General features: G+C 40.3%; 17 protein-coding genes. 1 reads left to right on the top strand and 16 read right to left on the bottom strand.

Features of this window, described 5'->3' with window-relative positions; genetic code table 11:
* Positions 1 to 132: 132 nt before the first annotated feature.
* Positions 133 to 321: a hypothetical protein gene (locus tag AAHJ11_RS08915; protein WP_413579387.1), complete on the top strand. Its 189-nt coding sequence runs from the start codon at positions 133 to 135 to the stop codon at positions 319 to 321.
* On the opposite strand, the gene folK is transcribed toward AAHJ11_RS08915, so the two are convergent.
* From folK to AAHJ11_RS08835, 16 genes are all read right to left on the bottom strand, one after another.
* Entirely contained in the window at positions 296 to 781 is a 486-nt protein-coding gene (gene folK, locus AAHJ11_RS08910; protein WP_148367808.1) for a 2-amino-4-hydroxy-6-hydroxymethyldihydropteridine diphosphokinase, read from the bottom strand. The two genes, AAHJ11_RS08915 and folK, sit on opposite strands and share 26 nt — an antisense overlap.
* The gene (gene queA, locus AAHJ11_RS08905) at positions 781 to 1,839 is read right to left on the bottom strand and encodes a tRNA preQ1(34) S-adenosylmethionine ribosyltransferase-isomerase QueA (RefSeq protein ID WP_004298889.1); all 1,059 of its coding nucleotides are present in this window, start codon (positions 1,837 to 1,839) and stop codon (positions 781 to 783) included. The genes folK and queA overlap by 1 nt, the downstream gene beginning before the upstream one ends.
* 17 nt (positions 1,840 to 1,856) lie before the next feature.
* Positions 1,857 to 2,579, bottom strand: a complete 723-nt coding sequence (gene truB, locus AAHJ11_RS08900; RefSeq protein WP_148367807.1) for a tRNA pseudouridine(55) synthase TruB — start codon at positions 2,577 to 2,579, stop codon at positions 1,857 to 1,859.
* Positions 2,579 to 3,433 carry an undecaprenyl-diphosphate phosphatase gene (locus AAHJ11_RS08895; RefSeq protein WP_148367806.1) on the bottom strand — a complete coding sequence of 285 codons (855 nt, stop codon included), beginning with the start codon at positions 3,431 to 3,433 and terminating at the stop codon, positions 2,579 to 2,581. The genes truB and AAHJ11_RS08895 overlap by 1 nt, the downstream gene beginning before the upstream one ends.
* Positions 3,434 to 3,435: 2 nt before the next feature.
* Positions 3,436 to 3,678, bottom strand: coding sequence for a DUF3098 domain-containing protein (locus tag AAHJ11_RS08890; protein ID WP_009001366.1), 243 nt, complete (start codon positions 3,676 to 3,678; stop codon positions 3,436 to 3,438).
* Between the two features lie 12 nt (positions 3,679 to 3,690).
* Positions 3,691 to 4,572: a cell division protein FtsX gene (locus tag AAHJ11_RS08885; RefSeq protein WP_117513332.1), complete on the bottom strand. Its 882-nt coding sequence runs from the start codon at positions 4,570 to 4,572 to the stop codon at positions 3,691 to 3,693.
* 3 nt (positions 4,573 to 4,575) lie between these two features.
* Complete coding sequence (locus tag AAHJ11_RS08880) at positions 4,576 to 5,475, bottom strand: methyltransferase domain-containing protein (RefSeq protein WP_008641564.1); 900 nt, start codon at positions 5,473 to 5,475, stop codon at positions 4,576 to 4,578.
* Between the two features lie 193 nt (positions 5,476 to 5,668).
* Positions 5,669 to 8,488: a TonB-dependent receptor domain-containing protein gene (locus tag AAHJ11_RS08875; RefSeq protein WP_413579384.1), complete on the bottom strand. Its 2,820-nt coding sequence runs from the start codon at positions 8,486 to 8,488 to the stop codon at positions 5,669 to 5,671.
* Between the two features lie 662 nt (positions 8,489 to 9,150).
* A complete protein-coding gene (locus tag AAHJ11_RS08870; RefSeq protein WP_195650718.1) occupies positions 9,151 to 10,176 on the bottom strand; it encodes an Imm65 family immunity protein in 1,026 nt (341 codons plus the stop codon).
* A 10-nt stretch (positions 10,177 to 10,186) separates the two neighbouring features.
* Positions 10,187 to 11,215 carry a JAB-like toxin 1 domain-containing protein gene (locus AAHJ11_RS08865; RefSeq protein WP_413579383.1) on the bottom strand — a complete coding sequence of 343 codons (1,029 nt, stop codon included), beginning with the start codon at positions 11,213 to 11,215 and terminating at the stop codon, positions 10,187 to 10,189.
* A 176-nt stretch (positions 11,216 to 11,391) separates the two neighbouring features.
* Positions 11,392 to 12,126: a hypothetical protein gene (locus AAHJ11_RS08860; RefSeq protein ID WP_148367803.1), complete on the bottom strand. Its 735-nt coding sequence runs from the start codon at positions 12,124 to 12,126 to the stop codon at positions 11,392 to 11,394.
* Positions 12,127 to 12,193: 67 nt separating this feature from the next.
* Entirely contained in the window at positions 12,194 to 13,582 is a 1,389-nt protein-coding gene (locus AAHJ11_RS08855) for an RHS repeat domain-containing protein (RefSeq protein ID WP_413579381.1), read from the bottom strand.
* Positions 13,471 to 13,824, bottom strand: coding sequence for a hypothetical protein (locus AAHJ11_RS08850; protein ID WP_254883892.1), 354 nt, complete (start codon positions 13,822 to 13,824; stop codon positions 13,471 to 13,473). Before AAHJ11_RS08850 ends, AAHJ11_RS08855 begins: the two co-directional genes overlap by 112 nt.
* Positions 13,825 to 14,148: 324 nt before the next feature.
* Positions 14,149 to 14,820, bottom strand: a complete 672-nt coding sequence (locus AAHJ11_RS08845) for an imm11 family protein (protein ID WP_217723760.1) — start codon at positions 14,818 to 14,820, stop codon at positions 14,149 to 14,151.
* Between the two features lie 32 nt (positions 14,821 to 14,852).
* Positions 14,853 to 16,478, bottom strand: a complete 1,626-nt coding sequence (locus AAHJ11_RS08840; protein WP_413579379.1) for an RHS repeat domain-containing protein — start codon at positions 16,476 to 16,478, stop codon at positions 14,853 to 14,855.
* Positions 16,479 to 16,550: 72 nt separating this feature from the next.
* Positions 16,551 to 19,694 carry a DUF6443 domain-containing protein gene (locus AAHJ11_RS08835; protein WP_413579377.1) on the bottom strand — a complete coding sequence of 1,048 codons (3,144 nt, stop codon included), beginning with the start codon at positions 19,692 to 19,694 and terminating at the stop codon, positions 16,551 to 16,553.
* Positions 19,695 to 19,724 lie beyond the last annotated feature (30 nt).

Here is a 19,724-nt window from a genome sequence, read left to right as displayed (position 1 = left end):
TGTTTTAGCATTTTTTTCCGTGGTTGCAAGCTACTCAAATCTGTCCACACTTTCATTTCGGGTACAAAGATAAAGAGATTTCGGAGATTATGAGTATCTTTGCCCTGTATTTAACACATAAATAGATTTATAATGATTCTAAATAAGAAATTTAAAACGCTTTTGGTGTTGGCACTTTATATAGGCTTCACGATTGCTATCTATGCCATTGTCTGCCATTTCATCGACAAGCCGTTTCAGGAGATTCATTTGCTGTATGCAGCATTGATAGGATGCATTGCCTATTTGCCGGTGTTTATTGCGGAGAAAAAGAAGAAGTAAGTTCCTTCATCGTTTTTCCAAGTACCGGATGCACTAATCCGGGAGCAATTTCTGCCAGCGGCTTCATAACGAAGTCACGTTCTGCCATCAACGGATGGGGGAGGATCAACTTCGCTCCGGAGGGAGAAGTGGTGGAAAGTATCAAATCATCATAAAGCAACAGGTCAATATCAATCAGGCGGTCGCTATATATACCGTTGACGGATTTCTTCGTACGTCCCAATTCCTGTTCAATCGCCTGCGTTCTCTGTAAAACGTCTATGGGAGTCAATCCGGTATCTACACAAACTGCTGCATTCAGGAAACTGTTATCGGAAGAAAATCCCCAAGGGGCAGTTATGTAAAAAGCAGACAGGGAAACTATTTTCCCCACCTGCTCTTCTATTTTTTGCACGGCATCCCGAAGATTTTGTTCTTTATCTCCGAGGTTAGTGCCGAGTCCCAGATAAACTTTTGCCATTATTTGTCCAAAATCAGCATTGCATCTCCATACGTGCCGAAACGGTAACCTTCTTTCAATGCTACATGATAAGCATCCATCACTTGATCATAACCACCGAAAGCAGCTACAATCATCAGTAAGGTAGAAAGCGGCATGTGGAAATTGGAAATCATTGAATTGGCTACGGTAAATTCATATGGAGGGAAGATAAACTTGTTAGTCCATCCTTCAAATTCCTTGAGATGCCCGTCGGTGCTGACTGCGCTTTCAATAGCACGCATCACTGTCGTACCTACCGCACATACATTTCTACCGTTATCTTTGGCACGATTCACAGTTTTCACCGCCATTTCGTTTACAAACATTTGTTCTGAATCCATCTTATGCTTAGTCAAGTCCTCTACGTCGATGTCGCGGAAGTTACCCAGACCGGCGTGCAGAGTGATATATGCAAAGTCCACACCTTTGATTTCCAGACGTTTCATCAACTCACGGCTGAAGTGCAAACTAGCAGTCGGGGCAGTCACCGCACCTTCGTTCTTTGCGAAAATTGACTGGAAGCGTTCAGCATCTTCCGGTTCTACAGGACGGTTGATAATAGAGTGGGGGAGTGGAGTTTCACCCAAAGAATACAGTGCCTTTTTGAACTCGTCATGAGGTCCGTCGTAAAGGAAACGGAGCGTACGCCCGCGAGAAGTGGTGTTATCAATCACTTCAGCCACCATTGAATCGTCCGGACCGAAATACAGCTTGTTACCGATACGTATCTTACGTGCCGGATCAACCAATACGTCCCATAAACGAAGTTCTTCATTCAACTCACGCAACAAGAATACCTCGATACGAGCACCTGTCTTCTCCTTGTTACCATACAAGCGGGCAGGAAACACCTTCGTATCATTGAATATAAACACATCTTTATCATCAAAGTAGTCCAACACATCTTTGAACATCTTGTGCTCAATCTTACCTGTATTACGATGCAATACCATCAAACGCGACTCATCCCTATATTTCATAGGATGTAGAGCGATCTTATCCTCGGGTAACTTAAATTTGAATTGTGATAATTTCATATCTATTCCTTATTACGTTAATTATTTTCTTCCTCATTTTCTATCTCCTGTCCGTCGATCCACTCTTTAAAGTGTTCGGGGTTCAGGCAGTCTTCCAACCGGACATCACCTACGCGGGTGCGGATCAATCCTGTCAGGTGAGCTCCGCTATGGAGTGCTTCACCGATGTCGCGGGCCAGGGCACGGATATAAGTCCCTTTGCTGCATACGACACGGATTTGAATCATCGGTTCCGGATCATCCAGACGACATTCCAGCAATTCAATCTCGTCGATAACAAGCTGTTTTGCTTTTAGTTCGACTTCTTCTCCTTTCCGGGCCAGTTCGTAAGCACGCTTACCGTCTACCATACAGGCAGAGAAAGCAGGAGGTACCTGATCGATGGCACCGATAAAATGCGTCAGCACTTCTTCCACCAGTTCCCTCGTGATATGTTCGGTAGGGTAGATGGCATCTATTTCATGTTCCAAATCGTATGACGGAGTAGTGGCACCCAAACGCAACGTTGCAACATACTCCTTCGTATGATATTGAAACTCTTCTATTCGTTTGGTTGCCTTGCCTGTACATACAATCATCACCCCTGTTGCAAGCGGGTCCAGTGTTCCGGCATGGCCGACTTTTAGTTTTTTCACTCCTATCCGGCGGCAAATATGATAGCGGGCATGCCCTACTACTTTAAATGAAGTCCATCCGAAAGGTTTATTGAAAAACAGTACTTCTCCTTTTTTAAAATTCATCAGCCAATTTCTAAGTTATATCCAAGCAACAGCATTACCAGAATGATTCCGCCAACTATAATTCTGTACCAGCCAAATGCTTTAAAGCCATATTTCGTAACAAAGCTAATAAAGAACTTGATAGCCAGCAAAGCAACGACAAAAGCCACCACATTACCGATAATAAGTGCCGGCATGTTGTTGACAAGAATCTCGGTTCCACCATCCAGGAAGAGTTTCAAGACCTTGTAGCCAGTTGCCGCAAACATAGTTGGCACGGCAAGAAAGAATGAAAACTCAGCAGCATCCTTACGAGTCAGTTTCTGGGCCATACCTCCGACGATGGTAGCCATCGAACGGGATACACCCGGTATCATTGCAATACATTGAAACAAACCGATATTGAATGCCTTTTTTTCTGTCAGCACGGTATCTTTACTTCCCTTCGAAAAAATCTTATCGCAGAACAGCATGAATATACCACCGATTACCAGCATCACTGCTACTATCGCTACACTTTCGAGCATCTCGTCTATCTTATCGCTAAACAGGAAACCCAAAATTGCTGCAGGAATAAAAGCCACCAGCAGCTTCCAGTAAAAATCGAATTTATGCAGAAAACACTTCAAAGCGGAAGCGCCTGCAGGAGCCGGTGTATGGTTCAACCGGAAAAAACGTTTCCAGTAAAGGCAGACTACTGAAAGAATTGCGCCAAACTGAATAATTACAGTAAACGCTTTTACAAATTCCGTACTTTCTACCCCTAGTATGTTTTGTGTAATAATCATGTGTCCTGTAGAAGAAACCGGTAAAAACTCTGTCAACCCTTCTACAATAGCAATAATAATCGTCTCAAATGTTGTTAAATCCCCCATTTTTATTCTTCTGTTTTTTGTGTTTTAGGTTTGCGCAATACTGCATAAATCATAGATATAAAGCCAAACAGGCAAACGACCGGCGCTACCTTGATTCTGCGTACACTGAAAATATCGGGTTCAAAAAGCGTTTCGGACGATGTAGGTCCCGTCATCAATAGAAAGCCGATAATAACAATCGCCATCCCTATTGCGAGCAAGATAAAGTTCACTTTATCAAAGGCAAATTTCTGCTTGTCAGACATAGTTTATTTTTTTTAAATATAGTACAGGCTGTTCGCTTTCATTCTCAAGTATTTATTCATGGAGAAATAGGCGCATAGCCACGTTATTACAATTCCAAACGCCAATACGCTTGCACAGACTATCAACATGACTTCAGGCGTGATGACCTGAAGCAATTCCTGTTCGTATGTCACAGCCCAATAGGCGGTTCCCATCAATATGGAATCGGCAACGATGGCTGCCAATATCCCGCTCCATACATTCTTTCGAAGGAATGGCCCCCGGATAAATCCCCAACTCGCCCCTACCAGTTTCATGGTGTGAATAAGGAAGCGTTTGGAGTAAATAGCCAGTCTTATGGTATTGTTTATCAGGGCAAAAGAAATAAAAGTAAGCACGACCGCCAAGGCAAGCAGTACCAGACTGATATTTCGTATGTTATCATTCACGGCGTCAATCAACTCCTTTCGATAGAGCACATCTTGTATGTTGGTATTCTTTTTAATCATTTTCTCTATCTTCGCAATGCTGTCCGAGTTGGCATAGTCAGAATGGAGTTTGATTTCGATGGAAGCGGTAAAAGGGTTATAGCCCAGAAATTCTTCCGGATCGGTTCCCATTGCTTCCGTCTGTTCTTTCAGTGCTTGTTTTTTAGAGATATATTCGGATTGTTTCACGAAAGGTTCCTGATTCAGCTTCTTCTGAAGTTTCAGTATATCCGCTTCCTTCATGTCGTCGCTGATAAGAACGGAGAAACTGATATTCTCGCGGACATATACGGAAAGATTGTGCGCTGTCAATACAAAAAAGACAACCAGTCCGAGCAACAGCAATACCAGTGTCGTACTGATACTCGACGTGATGAACTGCATGTCGAAAATCGAACCTGACTTATATTTGTTTTGATTTCCCATGCGTTATCTCTTTTTTCGGAATACATAAATCATTGAACTGCTGCGTTCTTTCCTTCCCAAAGCATTGAACCAGGCCAACGTCCCGGCAAACATCCCTTTCAGGAAACTGCATGAACTGCCACGATGTTTCTCGCTCAACATAGATACGTAAAACGCATCGAACGGCATCGGATGACGTGCCGCCATAATAAAACCATGGCGGGAAGCCAACTGTTGTATAGTGCCCGGAGTGAAATGCCAAAGATGGCGGGGAACGTCATAAGCCGCCCAATACTCACCGTAGCGCTTGGCATCATAAGAAGAGCAGTTGGGTACTGCCACAATCAATACTCCTTTTTCTGTCAGCAGTTCGCGAAGCGTCTCCCAAGTCTCATTCAAAGATTCGAGATGCTCCATCACATGCCAGAGAGTGATGACATCAAAACTAGCAGGAGCAAACTCTTTCAGAGCCGATTCGGGCTTTACATCCAGTTCGAAATGTGTTTTTGCAAACTCACGTGCCTGCGGACTTTTCTCCACTGCCTCTACCTTCCATCCCCGACGAACCATTGTATCGGAAAAATAACCGGTTCCCGTACCTATATCGAGCAAACGCCCCGTCTTGCGATGCGCTTCCTTGGCTACCAGACGCGCTTTGCGGCCCAGCATATAAGAACGTACGTAATGGTAGATATTATTCATCGCTCCCTTGCGCGTATCAGTGTGGGAGATGTAGTCGGGAGTCTCATAATACTTGCCTATCTCTGCTTCCACGGGAACTCCTTGTGTGAATGTAAATCCACAGTCTTCACACGAATACAGTTCAAACTGTTCGCCCGAAGCATAAAAATCCGTACAAGTCATGACGCGTTTCAAGTGCGTACCGCCACACACCGGACAAGCATTTATACTGAGTTTCTCCATTAATTTCTAAGCAAAATTAAGAGCCGCCTCGAATGACAAGACAACACTATACCCGAATTTGGTGCAAAGAAACAAATAAAAAGTGATGGATTGGGCTTTCGTTAAGGACTTTTAATAGAAGAGTTGCTCCCGATACAAGATGAGAGTAGTTTTGACAGCTCATATCGGGACAAGATATCTTTTTGAAGAAAGATTAAAAAGTCAGATTAACGGAAAAGCCCATGTTTCTGTAGCTGGGTTGACGGAAGTTGTCTATGCCCTGCCCCCAGGTTCCGGTGCTTGCCGTAGATTCCGGATCAAACGGAGCTTTATTATACAACATAAGCAAGTTACGTCCCACTAATGCCACCCGTACATCCTGTATCCACTTCACCCATCGGTTGACGGGAATATGATAAGCAATCGACATTTCTGCAAGACGAATATTAGTGGCATCGTATGTATACACCGTTCCTGTACGTGCCCAGCCTACCAGCCTATAGTAGTTCTCTGCCGGAATCTTTTCACCACTCACCCAAACACCACCATTGTCACGGGCTATGGCTGTGGCCTGTGATACACCAAATTGATCCATAACTGCTTGAGTCATTGATAGGCCTACGCCGCCGAAGCGGGCGTGAATCACAAAATCAAGTTCAAAACCTTTCCAGGAAAAGCTATTTGCCAGCCCCATCGTATATTTAGGGTCAGCATTACCCGCATATATATATTCGTTTACAGGAACGACATTTTGTGAAGTTTTATCAATAACAACATTTCCCTGCTCATCCCTCTGCAAATCTGTAACATATATATCACCTATCGAGCCACCTTTCTTCAATGGAGTATACCAACCGCTACCTTTGGCCATCTGAATTTCTTCTAAATTAAAATCGGTATCTGTTATAGGATTTTTCTGTGGTTCTAAAAGCTGCTTTACTTCATTCTTATTGATAGAATAAGTGAAACGTCCATCCCACTTAACCTGCCCGATATTCATATTTGCACTCAAGGTTAGCTCGAAACCTTTATTATCAATCCTACACCCATTATACATGAAATAAATATCCCCCTGAGAAGGAATAGGAAGATATCCTCCAAACGGTAAATCGGAAGTAGATGTCTTATACATCGTAAACGCCAAATTGATTTTATCATTAAGAAAACCTGCATTGAGCCCTATTTCGTGAGACTTGGTATGCTCGGGATCCAACATATTATCCTCCGATCTAGGTTTCAAACCTACCCTTTTTTTATTCAAAAAGATATAATCGGTAAAACTATTGCCGGTTTCACTGTAGGTATAATTGAGTCTTAGAAACGAAAGGAATCGGTTGGGATTATCAGGCAACCATCCGGTTGGTACTACAGATGCTCCTATCGAAGGATAGATAACGTCTGTTGAATAACTTGAATTATCATCCCTAAATTTAAGCCATTCCATTCGTCCGCCCAAATCGAGAAATAATCGGTTCTTATAACCCAATTGTGCAAGTATAAACAATGATGTAGCTCGGTCATGATAATTGAAGTCTTGATTTATATAGTGATAGTCCCCATGTTTATCCAGTCCTGATAAATTAAACTGGTTCAGTGCTCCCAGCATACCATCAGCGCAAGAGCTATCAAACTTCGTATCACAAATAGAAGAACCCAAAGTGGCATCAATTGAAAAATCCCCTAGCCTTTTATTGACATTGAACAGGAGATCGGAATAAACCTGCGTATTCTTATCTTCAGACTCATAATACGAGCCCAAAGGACCGGCTTGAAGAGAAGACGCATAAAGTTTTTTGGTTGCGGTTTCTTTATCACGATCGTAATGAATACGCCCCGCCACATTGAGCCAAGAGGTCAAGTCGAATTTCATTCCTATTCCGCCCAGCAAACGCTTCTTTTTTTGATTGTAAAGATTACGGTTAATTATCCAATAAGGATTTTGCATACCCATCCCCATATCTCCTAAAGGCCAATATTGCGCATTAGCTCCAAGCCTCGGATCGTAAACTTCAAAATGATTCTTGTAGTTATAATCGGGATTGATATTAATACGTTCTCGCAATACATCAGGTACCAAATAGACAGGAACCAGCGGATTACCATACATACCTTGCGATAACATATTCTGCTCTGCGGTATGAATATATCTCAAAGTGAAGTCAAGCTTTAGCCTATGATGTAATAAAGAAGATGTATTCCGGAAAGAAAAATTGTAACGATCCACATTGTTTTTGGGAATGATGCCGGTACCATTCATCGTTACAGCCGAAACCCGGGTTTGATTATACTCATTTCCCATAGAAAGGCTAAGGGAGTTATTGATAGTATGTCCGGTACGGAAAAAATCCGTCGGGTCCCACGACTGGGGATGGTTTATCTTGTCTCCCCATTGCGCCCCGTAAGTCTGTTGGAATTCAGGCATAACAAGTGGCGAACTGAAAGTAGTACTATTCCCCAACTCTACTCTTAGTTTTCCGGAATTTGCTTTCTTAGTATTAATCATCACCACACCGCTAGCGGAACGACTACCATACAAAGTAGAAGCTGCTGCGGTACTCAAAACAGAAATACTCTCTATATCGTCAGGAGAGAAAGCTGCTATACCGTCACCAGTCTGCCAGTTAGAGGTGTATGAATTAGAAGGTTGCTCTGACTCCAGTCGTGGCAAAGGTACACCGTCCAAAGTAAAAAGCACATTGTTGGATTTTAATATGGAACGGTAACCACGTAGCACCATCCTTACTGAACCACCCACACCGGAAGCACTGGGATTAATAGTAGCGCCCGCCACTCTTCCTATCAGGGAGTTTACGAAATTGGCGTCTTTCACCTTCATCAGATCGGCCCCATCAATCTGTTGTGAACTGTATGGCAATTTCATCGTATCCTTTAAAACAGTTCCATTATCCGCATAAGTCACAGAAATGGGTAATAAGGCCAAAAAGAAAGCGATACCACTTTTTTTCATCAAAGAAATACAGAAAGATTGTGAGAAACCACAATTAAGCAATGTTTTGAGAGTAAATGCTTTCATAGGCATGAAATATTTAGATTTTGGTTATTGTATATCAAAGTATATAGGAAAACTATATATAATATAAATACAACCATAAGAGGCTTTCTACTAAAAGAGAAATGAAACTTTTTAAGAAAAATCTTAGCTTACATTTTAGATAGTTGTTATTTTCTTTACTAACAAACTTCAAATTACATGTCCTCGCACATTACCACCCAACAATATTATGTAACCCTAAAAGTATTCAATTTAGAGAATACCAAATACCCTGATACAAAAACGCAAACATATTTCAGTTCTTTATTTAGGAGCTTCGCCATAACAATTATTCCCTTTATCTCCTTTAGCGAACAACATCCACAATTCATAAAATGGAATTATTTGATACCAACCTGTGTGTACCTCTATCATGGCACCGCTTTGCTCCTTGTGCCAACATAAACCAAACCGCAGGCAAACCATAACAATAAAAAAAGTGATGTGACTAGGCAAATTTAAGATATTATATTGAGAAAACAACTTTTCATTTCCGCATTTATGTAAAAAATACCCTGACACAGAATAATTTCTAATTCCATATCAGGGTAGCAACCAAATGAGATTACAAAATAGTCAACCTATATCAGGGTAATACAATTTAAAATGTTCGATATTTAACTATCAATCTATTTCTCTACAAATTACCACTTAAAAAATCTACGTATTCTTTCTTCTTTATCATCAACGCCTTCATTATAAATATATCTATTTCTTAATGACAATGAATCCCTTAAATAACTAAAATAATTTCCACCATGAATTATTCTAAAACTTTGTGGTGCTCCATTGATATTTAAGAAACAAAAAGTTGAATCACTGAACAGCTTATACATCGACATCCAAACATTTCGATCAGGCAACTTTCCAAGAAATGAATAAGGTATCTCACTATCATACCGTAAAGAACGATAGCCATGAGGTCCAATCATAACAGGCAATGAATCCCTTAATATTAATTTTAATGTATCCTCTCCATTTACTACTGCATAACACATATTCCTCGTTGGATTATTCATTAATAATATAGAATCTGTTAAATTTCTCACACTAATCTTCCCACTAAATCTTCTTATATAGTATCTCATACTATCCAGTTCTAAATCAAAAAGAGTAGAAATACACGAATCCGGAACAATAATATCATGTGTAAACAAAGCCATTAATGCAGGTTTCCCTTGAGGTGTTTCTCCCGAAAAATAGGACCAAAGTTGCGGATATTCAAAAAGAAAAGCCGATGATAATACCTTTTTTACCAAAGTTGACCCATTTTCATATTTCCGAAGAGCCAATACCCACCCATCGTCCAAATGGAGATTCTCATGAAAATTAGAATCCGCCACAATTCCTTTTTCAAACAATTCAGTTCGCGACATTTCCTGCTCATCTAATTCTATAAAACAAAGATATTTCCCTTTATAGGTCATCACTTTAGAAGGTAACTCTGCACCATCCGAACCTGGAGAATCCGACCCTTTAATACTATAAATAATGCTGGAATCATTTGATAATACTTCATTTATTTCAATATATGGCGTTTGTAGATATCCACTATCTATCAATACTTTAACTTGTTCTGCCACTCGTTGATGTATCTCCACTGGCGAAAAAGAGGGGGAAACACATCCTCCCAATAAAATAAATAAGATAACATAAACCAAGTTCTTCATAAGTATATTGTTAATATTTTACATATCGTACTAAATCTGTATTACCCAATATTCGAATAGATTTTACCCGACTTTGATTTTTAGTACATTCGTACAACATTCCTTTTCTATCTTTCTTTAGTCCATTATCTTTTAGATAAACTGCATTTCTGCGCTGGGATTTAGCCAAATTAAAATCATTACCAGCTCCTCCCTTAGTTCCTCCAATCAAATGAGAATGAATATCTATAATTTTATCTCCTTGTACAGAGAGTTCATTTTTAGCGTTCTCGCCATTAACTCCATATGAATTTCGATCTGTCGTGACAACCGCAGTTCTCGTACCATCATCGTCATACACATCCAATTTCCATTCCACAGATGTATAATCTGCCCCAAATTTAAAAACAGCTACAGCCGTCTCCAAGTCTTGTGTACTTCCATAATAAGAAAACGAATTATTATTTTCTCCTTGCACCTTATACATTTCGCCAAGCAATCCACTGTTAACTGTTACCATTATCGAACGATCTGTAGAAAGAAATAAATTATCTGTTGGGCTTTTACCTCTCATCTTCACAGGAGTAGTATTAAATAATTTTCCCGATTCGTTTATAACATAATCATCCTTTCCATCAACATCAACTCTCAATATTGGACTACTTTTACAAAATGTATATGAGTTCCAGTTATAATACTTCTCGCTTGATATATCAGGTACATGCCATCTTCCTATCATCGCATCATAATACCTCGCCCCATAATCATACCAATCCAATCCACCTTTCCGATCCAACTCTTTGCCATTATACTTATATGGCTGAACGTTATTACATCCATTAGACATTAAACCACCAAAAGGATAATAATCATTCACTTCATCAACATTACCTGCCTCGTCAGTAACAACCCTTACATTACCCTGATGATCTTTCAGATAGAAATGAAACTTATTATCTTGGAAACTATAATATCCCGCCTCATTCAAGAGCATCTTCAACTTCCCGTTCTCATAGATCACATTGCCACAATAAACAGTTATTGTTGTATCATTATTCATAATATGCGTGGTACGGACTTTCCTACCGTCTGCAGCATATTCATATACAATATTTGATTCTCCTGTTTTTCAAAATATCTACCTGTAGAATCAAAGGACTCCGTTAAAAACTACCTGCTTAATAAACAGTAAAGTCTATCAATCAGGTAGTTTTATCTTATTCTAAGAAATTTAGTCTAGTTCTCTTTAAAATAAGACTGCGGAAAAACGGTTGCAATTTGAATCGTTTGAGCATTTCTTTTTAGTAAGAATGTATCCAAGAAACAACCTAATTCACTCATATGATCATTCTGTTCTATTTTATAATTTAGTGGACAATACACCTGATATCTAACATTTCTTTCATATCTTAAAAGACATAATTGAGCATCATCATCCACCAACATAGAATCAGGTAAGTGTTTTTGACATATAGCCTTCATTCCAGAATAAAGGCTATCCACAAAAACGTCATCTATTGGTATTTCATGTCCCACAGAATCATATATATACGTTAAGTAACGTCCATTTTTTAGCATCTCGCACACATCCAGTTCTATTTTTATCCATTTCTTACCACCTAAAAGTACATACAATCCATTTGTCGCCCGCTTAAATGAAATATAATCAGTATTAGATAACAAACACCGCAACAAATCATCATGTCCTGCCGCTATTGCCGTCAAAGAACTCTCATATTCATCAAACGAAGTAAAAGCATTATCATTGATTTCGTTGATCATTTCCCAACAAAAATGCTGTAATTCAACAACAGTAGGATATCGCAAATAAACACGATAAAACAATTTAATGTGATGATATAAATCATACTTAAAATTGTAATCAGATGACACATTGTTCAATTTAACACTCCTACAACTACATAAGACAAACATAAAGCCACACAATATGTATAATATTATCTTTCTCATAACTATTTATTATAAAATAATCGTCTATGTTTATTTATCAACGAACCTGCGCCCATCGCTGAATATTTCAAGCTAACAACATCATGTCCTTTTTATTTACAAACCTTATTAAATAAGCCTTTTCTCCAGATTGCCATCCTCCAAAATCTTTAGGCATATCCCTATTTCCAACCCAATCCTCTAGTTGTGCCTTCATATCTCCACCTAAGACATAATAGATACCACTATCACTTCCTTCATATTCTATACTATATTCATTTCTATGGGTATCTATACCAACAAAACGAGATGATTTAAAATTCATGCCCTCAATAGAGAAATCAGTCATGGGACTTCCTATAGACTCTGTGTCATATTTGCTGCTTCTAGTATTTCTGGGAATAGTTTCAGAAATTATTGCTTCATCTATTTTTTTATATATGATACCAGCCAAAGTTTTTGCATCTTTTTTACTACCAAATAAAGAATAATAAATATTATCTTTTTGATAAGTTTTTCCCAAATATCTTGCTCCTCTGATCGCTTTATCCAATTGTTCTTGAGAATGTATATCCTCATTATAGTAATATTCCCATTCATCATCTTCTTCATCTGTCCCATTATTTTCTCTTTTCCTCTTATACCAGTCCATCCCATCAGGATCTATATATCTTATAGAATTATTACCACAATAATTGTAGGGAGTTAATCCATAATATTTCTCCGCCATCGGATCCACCACGTGCCATCTACCTATTGCCGCATCATAATGTCTAGCTCCATAATCATACCAATCCAATCCGCCTTTCCGATCCAACTCTTTACCATTATACTTATAAGACTGAACGTTATTGCCTGCATTAGACATCAAACCACCAAAAGGATGATAATCATTCACTTCATCGACTTTACCAGCTTCATCAGCAACTACACGAATATTTCCCTGATGATCTTTAATGTAAAAGTGGTACTTATTATCTTGGAAACTATAGTAACCCGCTTCATTCAGCAGCATCTTCAAAGTACCGTTCTCATAGATCGCATTGCCACAATAAACAGTGGACGTAACGTTATTGTTTATTGTATGCGTGGTACGGACTTTCCTACCGTCTGCAGCATATTCATACTCAATACTACTTCCGTCAGCAAAGCTAATGTGACTAGGCAAATTTAAGATATTATATTGAATTCCAGTTATATTTTTGTTTAAATCTTTAGTCAGGTTACCATTCTTGTCATAGGTGTATTCATTGTCCTGCTTCACGGTATCCTTGAATTCGAACCCGTTGTTGTAAGCCGACGCTGTGGCGGCATCATCCACACGTGTCAGCCAGTTGCCATCCAGTGTGAGCGTCAGGTCGTCAATCAGGCCGTAGGAGGAAGCACCTGTGCGTCCGTTACGACGGAGTGAAGTGAGGTTACTCTGCCTGTTATACGTGTAGGAGGTGCTATAGTTGGACGGGGAGTTCCGTTCCACAAGTAACTGGCAGCGGTCAACCGTGACATTCCGCCGTAGCTGAAGCGATATCCATGCATTCCTGTGTCGCCTGCGGCTTTCCAACTCATGGCAGATACGTTTCCTGTACTTCCGCCGTATGAGACGTTGTAATACAGTTTTTGGTTGAAAAAAGAACCATCAACAGCCGTCAGTTGAGAACGGGCATTATAATCGTACCACGATTCAAGGTTACCGCTTTTCCTGCAAAGGCGACTGTTCAAACACCCCAATCCATCGTATACACCATCTCGTACCTTCCATTCAAGCTATGCTTCGTATGGATTGACCTGCCTGTATGGCCATACCTATAGCTGTACTCTTCTGTACAAGGAGATTGTCAGGGAAAAGCATGAAGACATGCTGCGTTTCAAAGAATGGTCAATGGAATCATAAGTAACAATCCTTTTTCATATCAAGAAAGACTAATGGATGTGTAATAAAAAAAGATAAAACTGCCCTGATATAGAAAAATACATTCATGTCAGAGCAGTTGTTAAATATTGGTTACTCTTAACCTACAGATATTGGATTTATATCAGAGGATATCAATCTTCAACTATCAAGTTAGTTGCTGGTGTAAATTCCCATCCGGTTAAACCTGCTGTTTCGATTGCGTTTTTCAATCGTTCACTTACATAAGTGTTGGCGTCAAGTATACTAATGACAAAGAAATCCAGTTCATGATCAAAATCTTTGTTCATAACAATTCTATCGCCCCATATACCCCAAGAAATACCTTTTTCAGTCTCTATCTTTTCTCTTTTCTCCCAAAATTCTGTTTTTGAGTGAATAAAAAAAGAATCAGACTTATATCCGCTAGTTATGTCATATTCCTGAAACGAAGTTCTTTCATAATTGACAAAATCGGAATAATCAGAAACAATATGGAAAAGAAAATAATCTTGTTTAATCTTCCTTTTATATAATCCAAGTGGGTAGAACCGATGAGAACATAAATTATACTGCCCAAGAATTGCTTTGGCTCTAGGACTCATAATACGCAAGCGATTACTAAATCCATTGCTGATGAAATCTGTTAGTTTAGCATAGCCAGCCAACATTACTCCGTCAAGATTAGGAATATAATCGGGAAAAGTAGCTTTGTATTTGTATAAGCTGAATAAAGCATCTGGCGCATCTTCGTCATATCCTTTAATAAATTTATATACTTGCGGAAAATCATTACCTATAATCTTTTCATTTAAAGATTCGTCCATTATAAAATATTTCATAACACTATAAATTAAAATTAAGCATCCCAAGGGTTGATTGCTTTAACTGGTCTTATTAGTTCCACTGGTTTAATGACTTTTATTCCATCCGTTGGCAAAGTTAAACTTTTTAATTCCAAATCATTTACTTTTGTATTAGGATTGTTCTCTATTGCATTTTTTGCATTAGAAACTTGTCCTCTCACAAAATTAGCACTTTGTTCAGGTGAGGCGTTTGGATTCTTTTCTGCAAATTTTTCAAACTCTTTACGTAACTGTTCCGTATATTTAGGATGTTTTCCATGCTGTCCTTCTCCAGTAGCTTTACTGAATTTATCTACAGTCATTTTATTCTCTTTCCCTTCAAGTTTAAACCCGCCTTCTCTTGCAGCTTTTACAACATCATGTTTACCTAGCGATCTTAGAATAATATGGTGTTCCTCTTTAGGCAATGCTTTAACAACCTTATCCGCTGTACCTAACATTGTCATACGGCTACCCGTTGTTACCAAAGGATTAGCAGTCCCTAAAAAGAAAGGAGGGATTTGAACAGCTTTTCCATCCGGATCAATCAGACTTATCGGATTATTCACACAATACGCATATGGACTAATACCATAATACTTCTCCGCCAGCGGATCCACTGCATGCCAACGCCCAATCGCCGCATCATAATACCTTGCCCCATAATCATACCAATCTAATCCGCCTTTCCGATCCAACTCTTTGCCATTGTACTTATAAGACTGCACGTTATTACATACATTAGACATCAAACCACCAAAAGGATAATAATCATTCACTTCATCGACTTTACCGGCTTCATCAGCAACTACACGGATATTTCCCTGATGATCTTTAATGTAGAAATGGAATTTATTATCTTGGAAACTATAGTAACCAGACTCATTCAGCAACATCTTCAAAATCCCGTTCTCATAGATCGCATTGCCACAATAAACGGTGGACGTAACGTTATTGTTTATTGTATGCGTGGTACGGACTTTCCTACCGTCTGCAGCATATTCATATACAATATGACTTCCGTCAGCAAAGCTAATGTGACTAGGCAAATTTAAGATATTATATTGAATTCCAGTTATATTTTTGTTTAAATCTTTAGTCAGATTACCGTTTTTATCATATTCATATTCAACTGATTCATTGGCATTATCCTTAAACTCCATACCGTTACCAAATACAGAGTTGGTGGCATTGTCATAAACGGACTGCAATTGGTTTCCATTGTAGGTCAGATTCAGGTTGTCAATCAGACCGTAAGAATCCACATCGGTTTGACCGTATCTAAGCAGACCCAAGATATTACCCATTTTATCATAGCCGGTTATTTGCTCATTGAAGCGGTTACGGTTTTGTTTTAAGTGAGTACCTTCTCCATAAATAGCATCTTTCAAGCGGGAGAGACCGTCATAAGTGAAACTGTAACCCTTACCTTGCGAATCAGCAACTATGCCACCCTCGCCACTCTGCCAACACATGCGGCTGATATTGCCATTATAACAGGGAGTAGTTCCCTCTAGTGTTTCCTGGTAGTTAAGCGTCTGGTTAAACAATGGACCATTAATGCCTTTTAGCCATGAACGAAGATTATATGTATAGTCAGTTCGTAACTCATATACACCATTACGTTTATCAGTTTTCAAACGACCTATCTCATCTTACTCATTGTCTAATAAAACAATCGTAGTATTATCAGTCAGCTGATAGCTGGTATTCTATAGACGGTTGGCATGGTCATACGTATATCGGTGCAATTCTACGATTGGTTCAGTACCCGGAACTGTATGTATACGTTTTTCTTCCAAGGGATTTCCCGAGAAATTATAAGCCGTATGGACAATCTCCGTACCGCCCAGCTCATTATTACCCCTTTGCTGGATTATCCGGTAACGGTCGTCATAATACATCACTGAATACGTAAAAGTACCCGGGCGGGAAGAGAGGAGGGATGTACAAATTCCTGTCAGCTGTCCCTTACAGCCACCTGCATTACGCTTGCCATAGCCTGTTTCCTCAACGTAAACAGTGGCCATGTCATTGGGGATGCCGTTCTTACCCAAAAACTCATAGTGGTCGTAATAGCTGGCAGACTGAATGATCGGAGAATTTAAGGTTACACCTTCCAATTGGTAGCCTTTCAACTCATTCTCCGCATTTGCCCAATCGGCATACACGACGATAGTATCCAAAGGATTGGAAGCATAATCCAACACATTCGTACAAACTCCGGTCAATACCGCCCGACCGAAAGCATCGGGAATACTGAAACTCCATTCGTTCCGCTCACGCTGTTCCCCGTCTTGAGTAAAGACAGGATGATCGGCAGCGTCATAAACGGTATAAGCAGGATCGCATCCCGGAAGTTTCTTGTAGATACAGCGACCAACAGCATCATAATGATAGATATAGGCATATTGCTGAAGAACGGGAGCCGTTTCAGACCATTCTCCTTCATCGAAAAAACAATCGGCTGCCATCGGAGGCAACACCATGCGCAGGTTGCCATAGTTATCATAAACATGGTACGTATCATAAGATAGTTGATTATCATCAGACTGACGAACGAGAACTATGCGACCGGCCTTGTCTTTAAATTCATAACTCACATGATTGTCTTCATCTATCGTGCGAACCACTTCCAATGCGCCGACATCATACTTACCGGCACAAACCAAACTGTCATTCTTTATGCTATAGCGACACACGATAAAGCAGCTGTCGACCCGATCAACAGCATCTTTACTTCCGATGTTGGTCAACACGTCTGTTTTGACCGGATGGTTTTTCCAGGCGGATCCGGGACTATACTTCTTGACAATCCGGTTCAACGAAGAGCTGTCGTATTCAGGATAGCTGAAGGGAGAGCTGTCTGCCTCATAATAACTTGCCTTGCAAACGGCCTCGCTGACTTCCGCAGATGGAAGAAAGGCGCCGCCGGCAGTCGATTCTGCTACCGGAAGCCAAAGTTTGGACTCGCGGTTGATCCCGTCATACTCCTGCAATGTGAGCAGGTCGGTCCTATAAGGAGTGGCACCGTGAGAAATATGCAGGGAAGGATTGCCGAAATGGTCAAAATATTGTATCTCGCGAAGATAATCACGGGTCTGCAGTCGGGAGAGATCATCTGTGGCGACAGTGGGAGTCAGGGTAATCACACAGGGCTGGCCCTCGGTCGTACACAATGCGTCACTAAAGTTCGGTGCCTCTATTGTCGTAGTGATCCGTCCATTACCGACACTGCCTTCCGAAACAACATAATAGGTGCCTGAAGGAAGTTTCCTGACCTCGATGTAGGCATGTTTCTCATTCTCACACTGCCCTTCTCCCGCATAATTGTCATTGCTATAAAGGAGCTCACCGGATTCATTCAAGATGCTCATATAGGTATCTTCCAGTTCCGAACCGCAATGACTGAACACCACATCCATCTCCTTTTGCAATACCAACTTATAAAATACGTCATTCGTAGGTCTTGCCGGATAAGCATCCGTATAGTCTATAGAGGTATCTCGGGTATCGGAAAAGAAGAGCCCTGCCTTATATGTTCCGGCATTGATAGCAAATGCTTTTGTGTCTCCCGTTTGTGCAAGAAGCCGCCCGTTCACGGATAGGGAAATGTTCCCATTCTCTTCTGTGTCGGTCACAATATAGTAGACGCCCGGAAGCAACACGGGTATATGGATGCGGGCACTTTTGGCATTTGCACAAGTTCCGTTACCATCCGAATCATCATTGGAATACAGTAACTCCTGCGTTTGAGAAAACAATTGCAAATAGGTGTCCGCAACTTCCGAACCGCAATTATCGACGGTTAGTTCCATCGGGTTTTCAATCTCCAACCGATAGAAAACTTCATTGCCGGCTTTCTCCGGAAAGTTGCCGGACATGAGTTCCGAGTTCTGAACATCCGTATATTGAAAGCTGTCCGCTCGGCTGCCTATATCAATAGGACGGGAGAAACTAATACCGGGAGCGTATGTCCGCCCGCTCAGATGCATCTTATAATTCACTCCCCAAATAGGTGCATCAACATAAATATAAATATAATAGGTGCCCGCGCCCAAGTCATACACATTCAGCTCGTAGTCTGTACCAAGCTTTTGCGTGCGGATGGGAACAACAGGATCATGCAAAGCGGAAAGAAGGTGAACACTGTAAGAATCCCCTTCCCTAGGACATTCAGTTCCATTATCATCCAGACAAACTTCCATCGGTTCTGTCAGAGTGAAGCGATAAATTAAATCATGCCGAAAATAATTGTCCCAATAGTTGTCACTGGCATTATAATCACATTGATACGGATCCGTATTTATAAATTCGGTCAACGCGAAATTCTCACCAAATGTCCCTAGCTCAAACGGATTGTAAAAATCCTCGCCTGTCTCACGAGGCGTTGTCTTTACATAAATAGTAACATCTTCCGCATCCACCGGTTTATGACCTTCATAGATGTTAGGTTTAGCAACCAGATAGTACACGCCAGGCAGCAGACCATATCCATAATCTCCCCATGCTTCCTCTACATAAATCGCACGACTTAGAAGAATACCCGAAGAATTGAGCAGGAAAACAGTACCATCATAAGTGATACTGGGTTTTGCACTGGCTCTAATCTTCATAGGCTGCGTCACTGTCAATTTGTAAAAAACATCCTTGGATATCAACACTCCCGTATTATCCATATCAGTCGGAGGTGTGAATCCACAGTTAAAATGGGCTGTATTTTGAGTATCTTCATAAGTAAACGGTTCCGAATACGTACCCATATCGATGGCCGTTGCCATTCGTTCTTCCAAAGACTGCCCCCACGAACCGACAGAGCAGAACAACAAGAAAAATAAACAGATATAAGTTTTCATAAAAAATCAAATTCATTATCAAATTAAACC

The organism is Bacteroides sp. 90-K9/2 (assembly GCF_047310725.1).
Taxonomy (GTDB): Bacteria; Bacteroidota; Bacteroidia; order Bacteroidales; family Bacteroidaceae; genus Bacteroides; species Bacteroides vicugnae.
The sequence above is the reverse complement of the archived record's forward strand: the minus strand, read 5'-3'. Positions and strand labels throughout refer to the sequence as shown.